The sequence below is a fragment of the Pseudomonas sp. StFLB209 genome (assembly GCF_000829415.1).
In the GTDB taxonomy this organism is placed as follows: Bacteria; Pseudomonadota; Gammaproteobacteria; order Pseudomonadales; family Pseudomonadaceae; genus Aquipseudomonas.
The window spans coordinates 4102338-4116125 of the sequence record NZ_AP014637.1 but is presented as its reverse complement, the minus strand read 5'-3'; the positions used below and the strand labels follow the sequence as shown (position 1 = coordinate 4116125).

At 62.9% G+C, this 13788-nt stretch carries 15 protein-coding genes and 1 pseudogene; 15 read left to right on the top strand and 1 reads right to left on the bottom strand.

Annotation, left to right across the window (positions count from 1 at the left end):
* The first annotated feature begins 75 nt into the window (after window positions 1-75).
* On the top strand, window positions 76-555 hold the full coding sequence (locus tag PSCI_RS18455) for a hypothetical protein (protein WP_052483424.1): 480 nt from the start codon (window positions 76-78) through the stop codon (window positions 553-555).
* On the opposite strand, the gene PSCI_RS18450 is transcribed toward PSCI_RS18455, so the two are convergent.
* Entirely contained in the window at window positions 552-1241 is a 690-nt protein-coding gene (locus tag PSCI_RS18450; RefSeq protein WP_045489868.1) for an alpha/beta family hydrolase, read from the bottom strand. The genes PSCI_RS18455 and PSCI_RS18450 overlap by 4 nt on opposite strands.
* A gap of 85 nt (window positions 1242-1326) precedes the next feature.
* Between PSCI_RS18450 and ccoN (PSCI_RS18445) the strand changes: the two genes are divergently transcribed.
* The 14 genes and pseudogenes from ccoN (PSCI_RS18445) (at window position 1327) to PSCI_RS18385 (ending at window position 13780) form a co-directional block, all read left to right on the top strand.
* Window positions 1327-2751: a cytochrome-c oxidase, cbb3-type subunit I gene (gene ccoN, locus PSCI_RS18445; protein WP_045489866.1), complete on the top strand. Its 1425-nt coding sequence runs from the start codon at window positions 1327-1329 to the stop codon at window positions 2749-2751.
* Window positions 2752-2761: 10 nt separating this feature from the next.
* The gene (ccoO, locus tag PSCI_RS18440; protein ID WP_045489864.1) at window positions 2762-3370 is read left to right on the top strand and encodes a cytochrome-c oxidase, cbb3-type subunit II; all 609 of its coding nucleotides are present in this window, start codon (window positions 2762-2764) and stop codon (window positions 3368-3370) included.
* Between the two features lie 3 nt (window positions 3371-3373).
* The gene (locus tag PSCI_RS18435; protein WP_045489862.1) at window positions 3374-3571 is read left to right on the top strand and encodes a cbb3-type cytochrome oxidase subunit 3; all 198 of its coding nucleotides are present in this window, start codon (window positions 3374-3376) and stop codon (window positions 3569-3571) included.
* The gene (gene ccoP, locus PSCI_RS18430) at window positions 3568-4515 is read left to right on the top strand and encodes a cytochrome-c oxidase, cbb3-type subunit III (RefSeq protein ID WP_045489860.1); all 948 of its coding nucleotides are present in this window, start codon (window positions 3568-3570) and stop codon (window positions 4513-4515) included. Before PSCI_RS18435 ends, ccoP (PSCI_RS18430) begins: the two co-directional genes overlap by 4 nt.
* Window positions 4516-4736: 221 nt before the next feature.
* The gene (gene ccoN / locus PSCI_RS18425) at window positions 4737-6185 is read left to right on the top strand and encodes a cytochrome-c oxidase, cbb3-type subunit I (RefSeq protein ID WP_162484336.1); all 1449 of its coding nucleotides are present in this window, start codon (window positions 4737-4739) and stop codon (window positions 6183-6185) included.
* Entirely contained in the window at window positions 6182-6790 is a 609-nt protein-coding gene (gene ccoO, locus PSCI_RS18420; protein ID WP_045489856.1) for a cytochrome-c oxidase, cbb3-type subunit II, read from the top strand. Before ccoN (PSCI_RS18425) ends, ccoO (PSCI_RS18420) begins: the two co-directional genes overlap by 4 nt.
* Window positions 6791-6794: 4 nt before the next feature.
* Window positions 6795-6971, top strand: coding sequence for a CcoQ/FixQ family Cbb3-type cytochrome c oxidase assembly chaperone (locus PSCI_RS18415; protein WP_045489854.1), 177 nt, complete (start codon window positions 6795-6797; stop codon window positions 6969-6971).
* Window positions 6968-7930: a cytochrome-c oxidase, cbb3-type subunit III gene (gene ccoP / locus PSCI_RS18410; RefSeq protein WP_045489852.1), complete on the top strand. Its 963-nt coding sequence runs from the start codon at window positions 6968-6970 to the stop codon at window positions 7928-7930. The genes PSCI_RS18415 and ccoP (PSCI_RS18410) overlap by 4 nt, the downstream gene beginning before the upstream one ends.
* A 214-nt stretch (window positions 7931-8144) precedes the next feature.
* Window positions 8145-8306: pseudogene (locus PSCI_RS29835) on the top strand (type II toxin-antitoxin system VapC family toxin); the annotation flags it as partial.
* A 162-nt stretch (window positions 8307-8468) separates the two neighbouring features.
* Window positions 8469-9884: a cytochrome c oxidase accessory protein CcoG gene (gene ccoG / locus PSCI_RS18405; RefSeq protein ID WP_045489850.1), complete on the top strand. Its 1416-nt coding sequence runs from the start codon at window positions 8469-8471 to the stop codon at window positions 9882-9884.
* A 15-nt stretch (window positions 9885-9899) separates the two neighbouring features.
* Window positions 9900-10427: a FixH family protein gene (locus PSCI_RS18400; RefSeq protein WP_045489848.1), complete on the top strand. Its 528-nt coding sequence runs from the start codon at window positions 9900-9902 to the stop codon at window positions 10425-10427.
* A gap of 38 nt (window positions 10428-10465) precedes the next feature.
* Window positions 10466-12934, top strand: a complete 2469-nt coding sequence (locus tag PSCI_RS18395) for a heavy metal translocating P-type ATPase (RefSeq protein ID WP_045494535.1) — start codon at window positions 10466-10468, stop codon at window positions 12932-12934.
* On the top strand, window positions 12913-13113 hold the full coding sequence (gene ccoS, locus PSCI_RS18390) for a cbb3-type cytochrome oxidase assembly protein CcoS (protein ID WP_045489846.1): 201 nt from the start codon (window positions 12913-12915) through the stop codon (window positions 13111-13113). Before PSCI_RS18395 ends, ccoS begins: the two co-directional genes overlap by 22 nt.
* A complete protein-coding gene (locus tag PSCI_RS18385; protein ID WP_045489844.1) occupies window positions 13106-13780 on the top strand; it encodes a sulfite exporter TauE/SafE family protein in 675 nt (224 codons plus the stop codon). Before ccoS ends, PSCI_RS18385 begins: the two co-directional genes overlap by 8 nt.
* The last annotated feature ends 8 nt before the right edge of the window (window positions 13781-13788 follow it).

The following is a 13788-nucleotide window of genomic DNA, read 5'->3' as shown; positions in this document are numbered from 1 at the left end:
ACTCACACCACAGCAAGGCGCTACCGACTAGGTAGCGCCCTTTTGTTCGTCTTTATTATTGCCATGATGCATACCATGCCCGAATTCTGTACCCGCCACCCCGGTAATGTCCCGCCGGTTATCAACCCTGAGCTTTTCCGTGTTTGTGTCAATGGCACACCGGTCCATATCGACGCGCTGCTCGGCTGCCTGACCTTGCGCCCGGAACTGTCCAAACCCAGCGGCCACTGGATCTGGAAGATCATCGCCAAAGGCAAAGCCGGCCGAATGCGCGTCAGCATTGGTCTTTATCTGGATCACGATCTGCAGCCGGGCCACCACGCCCTGGTAGGCAACCCGAAAATCCAGGTGGTCTATAACGACACGCCCAACGCCCGCAACCGGATCTATCACTCCCGGCATCTGCAAAGTGGCACCCTGAACTTACAGAGGGTTGATCGGGAACACCGCCACTTGCAGGGTGAATTCGAGTTCGGGATTTCCGCGCTCGGCTTTCGGGTCAGTGGCGGGCGCTTCAATTTGCCGTGTCCGTGGCAGGCTGAGCCACAACGTTAGCGGCGCAAGAATCGGGCAATGCGCTGCGCCGTTTCGCTCAAGCATTGGGCGTGGCTCAGGCCGCTGGCTTTCAATGGCTTGAGGTCGTGGTCCGCTGTCGGCAACCAATGCACGTCGATGGCGGCCGACAACGCATAACCCTGCACCGCGTCTTTATTACCCAGCGCATCACGCTCGCCTTGCACGATCAGGGTCGGAGTCTGCAGATCGGCCAGATGCGCAACCCGGGGCTTCTCGGGTTTGCCCACTGCATAGAACGGATACCCCAGACACACCAGTGCATCGGCGTGCAGCTCATCGGCCAGCAGGCTGGCCATCCGCCCGCCCATCGACTTGCCGCCTACGGCCAGACGCCCAGCGACATGAAGTCGCACCCTGGTATACACCCCACGCCAGACATCAAGCAGTTGGCCTTGCGGGTTAGGTGGCCTTTTGCTGCCTCCGAGCCGCCGCTGAGCCATGTAGGGGAACTCGAAACGCAGCACGTTCACCCCCAGTTCTGCCAGGTATCGGCTCATTTCGCTCATAAATTCGCTATCCATGGGCGCACCAGCGCCATGCGCCAGGATCAGGGTCGGCGGCGTCTGCCCGTCGATGACTGCCCCCCTGGTCCATAACCAGCCCTGGTCATGCGCCCATTGTGCGCATTGATCCCTGTCAATACAGGCAGTTAGCCCATTACCCATGCTTGCCTCGCTTCTGATGAGTCTGCCAACACCTTTGGACCGTAGGGCGCTGGCTCCGACCACGCTGGATGGGATACCGCTAAAAATGAATACAACACACCGCTCTGCCTATCACTATCAGGTGGTTCGCCAGTTCGCCATTATGACGGTGGTCTGGGGAATTGTCGGGATGGGGTTAGGCGTTTTTCTGGCTGCACAGCTTGTCTGGCCAGAGTTGAACTTTGATCTGCCATGGACCAGCTTCGGGCGCCTGCGACCGTTGCACACCAACGCCGTGATCTTCGCCTTCGGCGGCTGCGCGCTGTTCGCCAGCTCCTATTACTCGGTGCAGCGCACCTGCCAGACGCCGCTGTTCATGCCGAAACTGGCAGCGTTCACCTTCTGGGGCTGGCAACTGGTGATCGTGCTGGCGGCCATTACCCTGCCGCTGGGCTACACCTCTTCCAAGGAATACGCCGAGCTGGAATGGCCGATCGACATTCTGATCACCATTGTCTGGGTCGCGTACGCCGTGGTGTTCTTCGGCACCCTGGCCACGCGCAAGACCAAACACATCTATGTGGGCAACTGGTTCTTCGGCGGTTTTATCCTGACCGTGGCGATCCTGCACATCGTCAACAACCTGGAACTGCCGGTCAGCCTGACCAAGTCCTACTCGATCTACGCCGGCGCCACCGACGCGATGATCCAGTGGTGGTACGGCCACAACGCGGTGGGCTTTTTTCTCACCGCAGGTTTTCTGGGCATGATGTATTACTTCGTGCCCAAGCAGGCCGAACGTCCGGTGTATTCCTACCGGTTGTCGATCGTGCACTTCTGGGCGCTGATCACCCTGTACATCTGGGCCGGCCCTCATCACCTGCACTACACCGCGCTGCCAGACTGGGCGCAGTCGCTGGGCATGATCATGTCGCTGGTGCTGCTGGCACCGAGCTGGGGCGGGATGATCAACGGCATGATGACCTTGTCCGGCGCCTGGCATAAGTTGCGCAGCGACCCGATCCTGCGCTTTCTGGTGGTGTCGCTGGCGTTCTACGGCATGTCGACCTTTGAAGGGCCGATGATGGCGATCAAGACCGTCAACGCCCTGTCGCACTACACCGACTGGACCATCGGCCACGTACACGCCGGGGCGCTGGGCTGGGTGGCGATGATTTCCATCGGTGCCATGTACCACATGATCCCGCGCCTGTTCGGCCGCCCGGCCATGCACAGCATCGGTTTGATCAACGCGCACTTCTGGCTGGCGACCATCGGCACCGTGCTGTACATCGCCTCGATGTGGGTCAACGGCATCGCTCAGGGCCTGATGTGGCGGGCGATCAACGACGACGGCACGCTCACCTACTCCTTCGTCGAAACCCTGGTGGCCAGCCATCCGGGCTTTATCGTGCGGCTGGTCGGCGGTGCGGTGTTCTTCAGCGGCATGTTGCTGATGGCCTGGAACACCTGGCGCACGGTGCGCGCCGCGCAGCCTGACGAAATCGCATCTGCCGCGCAGATGGCCTGAGGAGAGCGCCATGAAACATGAAGTGATCGAAAAGAACGTCACCCTGCTGATGATCCTGATGGTGCTGGCCGTCAGCATCGGCGGCCTGACCCAGATCGTGCCGCTGTTCTTCCAGGACGTGGTCAACACCCCGGTCGAAGGCATGAAGCCCTACACCGCGCTGCAACTCGAAGGCCGCGACATCTATATCCGTGAAGGCTGCGTGGGTTGCCACTCGCAGATGATCCGCCCGTTCCGCGCTGAAACCGAACGCTATGGGCATTACTCGGTGGCCGGCGAAAGCGTCTGGGAGCACCCGTTCCTGTGGGGCTCCAAGCGCACTGGCCCGGACCTGGCCAGGGTCGGTGGCCGTTACTCGGACGACTGGCACCGTGCCCACCTGTACAACCCGCGCAACGTGGTGCCGGAGTCGAAGATGCCGTCCTATCCCTGGCTGGTGGAGCACCCGGTCGACAGCCGTGACACGGTGGCCAAGCTAAAAGCCATGCGCACGCTGGGCGTGCCATACACCGACAGCGACATCGAAGGCGCCGTGGCCAGCCTCAAGGGCAAGACCGAAATGGACGCGCTGGTCGCCTACCTGCAGGTGCTGGGCACCGCCATCAAGAGCAAGAGGTGAAACATGGACATCGCAGACCTGCGCGGGCTCGGCACCCTGGTGGTGGCCATCGCGTTCCTTGGCATGTCGCTGTGGGTATGCAGCAGCCGCCGCAACGAGGACTTCGCCAAAGCGCGCATGGCGCCCTTTGCCGACGAACCCCTGGCCTCACAGCCACCAGTCGATAAAGCACAATCCGTTGAGCGGAGTAACCAGCCATGAGTACCTTCTGGAGTATCTACATCAGCGTGCTGACCCTGGGCAGCCTGTTTGGCCTGACCTGGTTGCTGATCGGTACCCGCAAAAGCCAGCCGGCCGACGGCGCCGACAAGACCATGGGGCACAGCTTCGATGGCATCGAGGAATACGACAACCCGCTGCCACGCTGGTGGTTCCAGCTGTTTGTCGGCACCCTGGTGTTCGCGCTGATCTACCTGGTGTTCTACCCAGGCCTGGGCAACTGGAAAGGCATCATGCCCGGTTATGAAAACGGCTGGACCAGCGATGCCGAGTGGCAGAAGGAGATGCAGCAGGCTGACGCAAGGTTCGGCCCGATCTTTGCCCGCTATGCCGCCATGCCGCTTGAGGACGTGGCCAAAGACCCGCAGGCACTGCGCATGGGCGCTCGGCTGTTCGCCTCCAACTGCTCGGTGTGTCACGGCTCCGACGCCAAGGGGGCTTTCGGTTTTCCAAACCTGACCGACGACAACTGGCGCTGGGGCGGCAATGCCGACACCATCAAGGCCAGCATCATGGCCGGGCGCATCGCCGCAATGCCCGCCTGGGGTCCGGTGCTGGGTGAAGAAGGCGTAAAAAATGTTGCAGCCTATGTACGTCACTCACTGGCGGGGCTGCCACTGCCAGAAGGCAATCAGGCTGACCTGGCCGCCGGGCAGCAAGCGTACAGCACTACCTGCGTGGCTTGTCACGGCGCGGGCGGCAAGGGCATGGCGCTGATGGGCGCGCCCGACCTGACCCAGCCAGGCGGTTTTATCTACGGCACCAGCCTGGCGCAACTGCAACAGACTATCCGTCAGGGCCGTCAGGGTCATATGCCGGCGCAGGCTGAGCTGCTCGGTAATGACAAGGTGCAGTTACTGGCGGCCTATGTTTACAGCCTGTCCAAACCCACCGCAGCGACCCAGGCTCAGGCAGGCGCCCACTGAGACCCTGTCTCCTGTAACCCTGTCTCTTGTGAGAATGACGCACCCCGATAGGGGTGCGTTTTTTTTGCCCGCGATTTAGCCGCACACTGCGCGCTTCCCTCCCCGCATTCGAGGCATTAAGCTGGCCGGCGTTGAATTTTCCAGCACCCTGCTCGTCCATTGCGAATGTCGCTGTGTTCGACTGCCTTGTTGTCGTTTCTTCAGGAGTTTTGACCCCCTTAATGAATAGCACCGCCTACAACTACAAGGTGGTCCGCCAGTTCGCCATCATGACGGTGGTCTGGGGGATCGTGGGCATGGGGCTCGGGGTGTTCATCGCCGCGCAACTGGTCTGGCCGCAATTGAACCTCGACCTGGAGTGGACGACCTTCGGCCGATTGCGGCCCTTGCACACCAACCTGGTGATCTTCGCCTTCGGCGGCTGTGCGCTGTTTGGCACTTCCTACTACGTGGTGCAGCGCACCTGCCAGACGCGGCTGATGTCCGACCGGCTGGCGGCCTTTACTTTCTGGGGCTGGCAGGCGGTGATTGTCGCGGCATTGATCAGCCTGCCGATGGGCTACACCACGACCAAGGAATATGCCGAACTGGAATGGCCCATCGCAATCTTGCTGGCGGTGGTCTGGGCGGTATACGCCACCGTGTTTTTCGGCACCCTGATGCGCCGCCGCACGCCGCATATTTATGTCGCCAACTGGTTTTACGGTGCGTTCATTGTGGTGACCCTGATGCTGCACGTGGTCAATCACCTGGCCGTACCGGTCAGCCTGTTCAAGTCATACTCGATCTATGCCGGGGCCACCGATGCGATGATCCAGTGGTGGTACGGGCACAACGCGGTGGGCTTTTTCCTCACCACCGGTTTTCTGGGCATGATGTATTACTTCGTGCCCAAGCAGGCTGAACGCCCGGTGTACTCGTACCGGTTGTCGATCGTGCACTTCTGGGCGCTGATCACCCTGTACATCTGGGCCGGCCCGCATCATTTGCACTACACCGCCCTGCCAGACTGGGCGCAGTCGCTGGGCATGGTCATGTCGGTGATCCTGCTGGTGCCGAGCTGGGGCGGGATGATCAACGGCATGATGACCCTGTCCGGCGCCTGGCATAAGTTGCGCAGCGATCCGATCCTGCGCTTTCTGGTGCTGTCGCTGGCGTTCTACGGTATGTCGACCTTCGAAGGGCCGATGATGGCGATCAAGACCGTCAACGCCCTGTCGCACTACACCGACTGGACCATCGGCCACGTACACGCCGGCGCGCTGGGCTGGGTGGCGATGATCACCATCGGCGCGACCTATCACATGATCCCGCGGCTGTTTGGCCGCACGGCGATGCACAGCGTCAGTCTGATCCACGCGCATTTCTGGCTGGCAACCATCGGCACGGTGCTCTACATCGCCGCGATGTGGGTCAACGGCATTACCCAGGGGCTGATGTGGCGGGCAGTGAATGCCGACGGCACCCTGAGCTTTTCCTTCGTCGAGTCGGTGGTCGCCAGCCATCCCGGCTATGTGGTGCGGATGATCGGCGGCGCGCTATTTGCCAGCGGCATGCTGCTGATGGCCTGGAACACCTGGCTCACCGTACGCGGCGCCGACCCGCAGGCCGCCGCCGAGGCCGCGCGCATTCAGGTGTCAAAGGCACCCGCGTCAGGTGCTCAGTCATGAAGCACGAAGTCGTCGAGAAAAACGTCGGGCTGCTGACCCTGTTGATGGTGCTGGCGGTCAGCATTGGCGGTCTGACCCAAATCGTGCCGCTGTTTTTCCAGGACACGGTCAACACCCCGGTGGACGGCATGAAGCCCTACACCGCCCTGCAACTCGAAGGCCGCGACGTCTATATCGCTAACGGTTGCGTGGGCTGTCACTCGCAGATGATCCGCCCGTTTCGTGCTGAAACCGAGCGTTACGGCCATTACTCGGTGGCCGGTGAGAGCGTGTGGGACCATCCGTTTCTATGGGGTTCCAAACGTACCGGGCCGGATCTTGCGCGAATCGGCGCACGTTATTCGGATGAGTGGCACCGCATTCACCTGATCAACCCGCGCGATGTAGTGCCCGAGTCGAAGATGCCGGCCTATCCGTTCCTCGCCCATAAACCGGTGAACGCCAGCCAGACCGCAAAGAAGATGCAAGCCCTGCGCAGCCTGGGCGTGCCGTATACCGATGCCGATATCGCCGGTGCCCAGGCCGCCGTGACCGGCAAGACCGAACTGGACGCCCTGGTGGCCTACCTGCAAGGTCTGGGCGTGCAGATCAAGAGCAAGAGGTGAGCGCATGGACAGCGGAATGATTCGTGGCCTGGGTACGCTGGTGGTGCTGTTGGCGTTCATCGGCCTGGCGCTCTGGGTGTTCAGTCCCAAACGCAAACAGGACTTCGACGAAGCGACCCTGCTGCCGTTCGCCGATGAACCCGACAGCCTTGACCCTGACCACCGGAAGCCCGACGCATGAGCAGCGGCTGGAGCCTGTACGTTACCCTGCTGACCCTCGCAACCCTGGCGGGCCTGACCTGGCTGTTGCTGGCGACCCGCAAGGGCGAGCGCCAGGAGCAGACCGATGAAACCCTCAAACACAGCTTTGACGGTATCGAGGAATACGACAACCCGCTGCCGCGCTGGTGGTTCAACCTGTTCATCGCCACCTTGCTGTTCTCGCTGATCTACCTGCTGCTGTATCCGGGGCTGGGCAACTGGCGCGGGCTGTTGCCGGGCTACCAATGGCTGGATGCCGACAATAAAGTGCGCTTCGCCGACGGCCAGCAAGGCTGGAGCGGCGTGCATGAGTGGGAAAAGGAAATGCAGCGGGCCGAGGCGCGTTATGCGCCAACCTTTGCGCGCTTCGCCGCGATGCCGATCGAGGCCGTCGCCAAAGACCCCGAGGCACTGCAAATGGGGGCGCGCCTGTTCGCCTCCAACTGCTCTGTGTGTCATGGCTCTGACGCCAAGGGCGCCTACGGTTTTCCCGACCTGACTGACGAGCATTGGCGCTGGGGCGGCGATCCGCAATCGATCAAGACCAGCATTCTCAATGGTCGCCAGGCGGTGATGCCGGCCTGGGGCGCGGTGCTCGGCGAGCAAGGGGTGAGAGACGTCGCGGCGTATGTGTACACCGGCCTGGGCCGCGAGCTGCCGGCCGATGCCAAGGCCGACCCGTTGGCCGGCCAGACGCTCTACGCCACGACCTGCATCGCCTGTCATGGCCCTGAGCTCAACGGCCAGCCGCTGCTCGGAGCGCCGGCCCTGAAGCACCCTGAGGCATTTATCTACGGCACCAGTTTTGCCCAGTTGCAGGAGAGCATCCGCAATGGGCGCCAGGGACAGATGCCGGCCCAGAAAGCGACTCAGGGTGATGACCGGGTGCATGTGTTGGCGGCTTATATTTACAGCTTGTCGCAGAAACCTGAACCGTAGAAGATCACCCACCGCCTCGGCGCCGCGCGCTCGCAGCATTCGTCGGCTGAGCCGACTCCCACCGGAGCCGCGTCATGCCCACTTTCTGAGTACACCGTTCCCGCGTCGGGCTCAAGTAGCCGGCACGACTCTGATCCGGTGGGAGCCAGCTTGCTGGCGAAGGGGTCGGCGAGATCACTGCATCCGCTATGTCTGTATTCGTTGGCAAGCTCGCCCCCCAATGCAATGCGATGCCCTGATCGCCGCCACCGCACGGGTTCATGGGTTGACGGTGGTGACCCGTAACACTCAGGATCTCCAGCATTGCCGCGTGCCGGTTCTCAACCCATGGTTCAGCCCGTTGCATGAAGATTGGCCCGGCTATTCGTCTATTTAGTGTGTCAATTGATCCAGGTCACCTGCACAGAGCGCCACAAGGGGGCAAAGCGACCCAATGTCGCAGGCCCTTGCCAAGGTCCGGGCGTATCATCGAGGCATAAGAAAGCACTGCTCGACCCGGCCTGAACCGGGCACTTTCGTACTGCCGTGGGACGTTGCGATGAGTCATCGGATACCGCTTCAAGACATTACCCCGCCACCTGACAAGGGCAGCAACAGCGTCGAGCTGTACGCCGCCCGCGAAAAGATCCATACCCGGGCGTTCAAGGGTTTGTTCCGCAACCTGCGCATGGCCGGTGGTGCGTTGCTGTTTCTGATCTACTTCGGCACCGTGTGGCTCGACTGGAACGGCCGCCAGGCGGTGTGGTGGAACCTGCCGGAGCGCAAGTTCTACATTTTTGGTTCAACCTTCTGGCCGCAGGACTTCATCCTGCTGTCGGGTATCCTGATCGTCGCGGCCTTTGGCCTGTTTTTCATCACCGTCTATGCCGGCCGGGTGTGGTGCGGCTACACCTGCCCGCAAAGCGTGTGGACCTGGATTTTCATGTGGTGCGAGAAGGTCACCGAAGGCGACCGCAACCAGCGCATCAGGCTCGACAAGGCGCCGCTGAGTGCCAACAAACTGCTGCGCAAAGGCGCCAAGCACAGCCTGTGGTTATTGATCGGCATTGCCACCGGCCTGACCTTTGTCGGCTATTTCGCGCCGATCCGTGAGCTGTGCATCGAATTGCTGACCGGCCAGGCCGACGGCTGGGCGTATTTCTGGGTAGCGTTCTTCACCCTGGCCACCTACGGCAACGCCGGCTGGCTGCGTGAGCAGGTGTGCATCCACATGTGCCCGTACTCGCGCTTTCAGAGCGTGATGTTCGACAAGGACACCCTGATCGTCTCCTATGACCCGCGCCGTGGCGAGCAACGCGGCCCACGGCGCAAGCAGGCCGATCACAAGGCCGAGGGCCTGGGTGACTGCATCGACTGTACCTTGTGCGTGCAGGTGTGCCCGACCGGTATCGATATCCGCGACGGCCTGCAAATCGAATGCATTGGTTGCGCGGCCTGTATCGACGCCTGTGACAACGTGATGGACAAGATGAACTACCCGCGCGGGTTGATCAGCTACACCACCGAGCACAACCTGTCCGGCCAGGTCACCCAGACCCTGCGCCCCCGGTTGATCGGTTATGCCGTGGTCTTGCTGGTGATGATCGGCGCGCTGGTCAGCGCGTTCCTGTTGCGTCCGCTGGTGGGCTTCGATGTCAGCAAGGATCGCATGCTGTATCGTGAAAACGCGCAAGGCCGGATCGAGAACGTCTACAGCCTGAAAATCCTCAACAAGGACCAGAAACCGCACAGCTATCTGCTGCAAGCCAGCGGCCTGCCTGACCTGCGCCTGCAGGGCCAACAGGAAATCCGGGTGCCGGCCGGCGAAAGCCTGAGCCTGGCGGTGGAGCTGTCCAGTGCTCCTGAGCAGATGCCGTCGTCCACCAACGAGGTGACGTTCACCCTTCAGGATATCGACGACAACAGCAGCCGTATCGAAGCCAAGAGCCGTTTCATTGGCCCGCAGATTCGCTAACAGGAAGTACTCGACATGCACCTTACCTCCCCCGTCGCCCCTTGGTACCGGCATCGCTGGCCCTGGTTCATCATCGGCCTGCTGGCTTGTTCGGTGACCCTGAGCCTGAGCATGGTGGTGATCGCGGTGAATAACCCGGTCAATCTGGTCAGCGACAATTACTACGACGCCGGCAAGGGCATCAACCGCTCGCTGGAGCGCGAACAACTGGCGGTGGCCCTGAAGCTGCGCGCCACTCTGCAACTGGACGAACTGACCGGCGAAGTGGACCTGCGCCTGAGCGGCGAGCACCTGCCCGCCACGCTGGAGCTGAACCTGTTGTCGCCAACCCAGCCGGACAAAGACCGTCATGTGGTGCTTAATCGCAGCCCGGCCGAGCCCGGCCGTTATGTCGGGCAGCTCGATGACAAGGTCCAGGGACGGCGCTTTGTCGAACTGCTGGGCCGCGAGCAGAACCGTACATGGCGGTTGTTCGAAGAGGAATTCATCGCCCAGGGGCGCACTTTGAGCCTGGGTGACGAGCCTTTGCAGGCGGCACCTTGAGCCACCCCGCTGCGTCAGATGCAGTGGCAGACGGCGGCCTGGCTGACCAGCAAGCCTGCACCACACCCTGCTACCACTGCGACCTGCCAGTGCCCGGCGCCCGCCCTTTCACGACAGTAGTGCTCGGCGAACCTCGGCAGTTCTGCTGCCCTGGCTGCCTGGCCGTGGCCGAGACCATCGTGGCCAGCGGCCTGGAACACTACTACCAGCACCGCAGCGCGGCGGCCAGCAACCCGCAACAACTACCCGACCTGCTGGCCGATGAGCTGCGGCTCTACGACCGGCCCGAGGTCCAGCAAGGCTTCGTCCGCCAGGACGGCCCACTCAGCGACACCACCCTGCTGGTCGAGGGCATCAGTTGCGCGGCCTGCGGCTGGCTGATCGAGCGCCAGTTGCACAGCCTGCCCGGCGTTGCCCACGCACGGCTGAATCTGACGACACATCGCCTGCACCTGAGCTGGGACGCCGCGCAGTTGCCGCTGAGCCAGATTCTCGAACGGCTGCGCCTGATCGGCTACCTCGCGCATCCCTGGCAAGCTGACCAGGCCAGTGAGCAGTTGGCCCGTGAGAACCGCCAGGCCCTGCGCCGCCTCGGTGTGGCAGGCCTGCTGTGGTTTCAGGCGATGATGGCAACCATGGCGACCTGGCCGGAGTTCAATGTCGACCTCAGCGCCGGGATGCATACCATCCTGCGCTGGGTGGCGATGTTTCTCACCACACCGATCGTGTTCTATAGCTGTGCCCCACTGTTCAGCGGTGCACTGCGCGACCTGCGCAACCGGCAATTGAGCATGGACGTATCGGTGTCGCTGGCCATCGGCCTGGCCTACGGCGCAGGGATCTGGACCGCCATTACCGGCAGCGGCGAGCTGTACTTCGATGCCGTAGGCATGTTCGCGCTGTTTCTGCTCTCTGGCCGCTATCTGGAGCGCCGCGCCCGGCAGCGCACCGCCGCAGCCACCACGCAACTGGTCAGGTTGCTGCCGGCGTCATGCCTGCGCCTGACTGCCGATGGCCAGCAGCAACGCATTCTGCTCAGCGAACTGCAGCTCGACGACCAGGTGCTGGTACTGCCCGGCGCGGTGCTGCCCGCTGACGGCACGATCATCGAGGGGCATTCGAGCATCGATGAGTCGCTGCTGACCGGTGAGTACCTGCCGCAACCGCGCAACCCCGGCGATGCGGTCACTGCGGGCACGCTGAACGTCGACAGCCCGCTGACCGTCCAGGTGCGGGCGCTGGGCCAGAACACCCGGCTGTCGGCCATCGTCCGTTTGCTGGAACGCGCTCAGACAGAAAAACCCCGACTGGCACGCTTGGCCGACCGCGCCGCACAGATTTTTCTGGTCATCTCGCTGGTGGCGGCGGTGCTGATCGGCGCGTTGTGGTGGCAACTGGACGCCGACCGCGCCTTCTGGATTGTCCTGGCCATGCTGGTTGCCACCTGCCCCTGCGCACTGTCGCTGGCCACCCCCACCGCGTTGACCGCCGCCACCGGCAGCCTGCACAGCCTGGGCTTGCTGGTGACCCGTGGCCACGTGCTCGAAGCACTGGAGCAAGTCGACACCGTGATTTTCGACAAGACCGGCACCTTGACCGAAGGTCGCCTGCAACTGCGCCGTATCTTGCCGCTTGCAGCCCTGGATGCCGATACCTGCCTGGCCCTGGCGGCTGCGTTGGAAAGCCGCTCCGAACACCCCATCGCCCGCGCCTTCGGACCTGCCACGCAACGCGCCACGCAAACCCAGGCCCATGCCGGAATGGGCCTGGAAGGCAAGGTCGACGGCCGCACCCTGCGCATCGGCCAAGCCGCGTTTGTCTGCGCCCTGAGCGGCCATACGGTGCCGCCCATGCCTGATCAAGCCGGGCAATGGCTGCTGCTGGGCGACCAACACGGGCCACTGGCCTGGCTGGTGCTCGACGATCGCCTGCGCAGCGATGCCCCGGCGTTGCTCAATGCCTGCCGGGCACGGGGCTGGAAAACCCTGCTGTTGTCGGGCGACAGCTCACCGATGGTCGCCAGCGTGGCCACTGAGCTGGGTATCGATCAATATCAGGGCGGTCTGCGCCCGGCTGACAAACTCGCCGTGCTGCACAGCCTGCATCAGCAAGGTCGCAAAGTGCTGATGCTCGGTGACGGGGTCAACGACGTGCCGGTGCTGGCCGCCGCCGATATCAGCATTGCCATGGGTTCGGCCACCGACCTGGCCAAGACCAGCGCCGATGCCGTACTGCTGTCCAACCGGTTGCAGACGCTGGTTGATGCCCTGCGTCTGGCGCGGCGCAGCAAACGAGTCATCATCCAGAACCTGCTGTGGGCTGCGCTGTACAATGGCCTGATGCTGCCGTTCGCCGCACTGGGCTGGATCACCCCGGTGTGGGCAGCCATCGGCATGTCGCTCAGTTCACTGGCCGTGGTGCTCAATGCCCTGCGCCTGAGCCGCGTGCCGGCCACCTCCGATTCACCTGTGGTCACGGAGCAAACATGCCTGCGCTCTACATCATGATTCCCGCCGCGCTGTTACTGGTCGCCTTGGCCATCTGGATTTTTTTCTGGGCGGTGGACAGCGGCCAGTACGACGATCTCGACAGCCCGGCGCACAGCATCCTGTTCGACGATCAGGACCCCGGTCACCAGGCCGCGATCCGTCAACAACAGGACAAGGACCGCGACCGGCATGCCTGAAATCCTTGCCCTGCTGGGCTCGGCCGTGATGTTCGGGCTGCTCGGCGGCGGGCATTGCATCGGTATGTGTGGCGGGCTGATGGGCGCGCTGAGCCTGTCCGCCCCGAACCCGCGGCGCTGGCCACTGCTGCTGGCCTATAACCTGGGACGGATCAGCAGCTATGGCCTGGCCGGGCTGCTCACCGGGCTGCTCGGTCACGCGGTGGCCAACGGCCCGGCGGCCATGGTGCTGCGGGTCATTGCCGCCCTGTTGTTAATTGCCATGGGCCTGTACCTGGCCGGCTGGTGGAGCGGCCTGACCCGCATCGAGCGCCTCGGCCGTGGCCTGTGGCGCCATCTGCAACCGCTGGCCAGCCGTTTGCTGCCGATCAGCACCCTGCCCCGCGCCGCCGCGGTGGGTGCACTATGGGGCTGGCTGCCATGCGGGCTGGTGTACAGCGTCCTGCTGTGGGCAGCGATTCAGGGCAATGCACTGACCAGCGCCGCATTGATGCTGGCGTTCGGTCTGGGCACCTGCCCGGTACTGCTGCTTACCGGAGCGGCCGCCGAGCGCACCCGTGCACTGCTGCGCCGCCGTGGCCTGCGCACCGCCGGAGGACTGCTGGTGATTGGTTTTGGGTTATGGAGCCTGCCAGGCCCGCATCAACACTGGTTGATGGGGCATTGACTGCATTG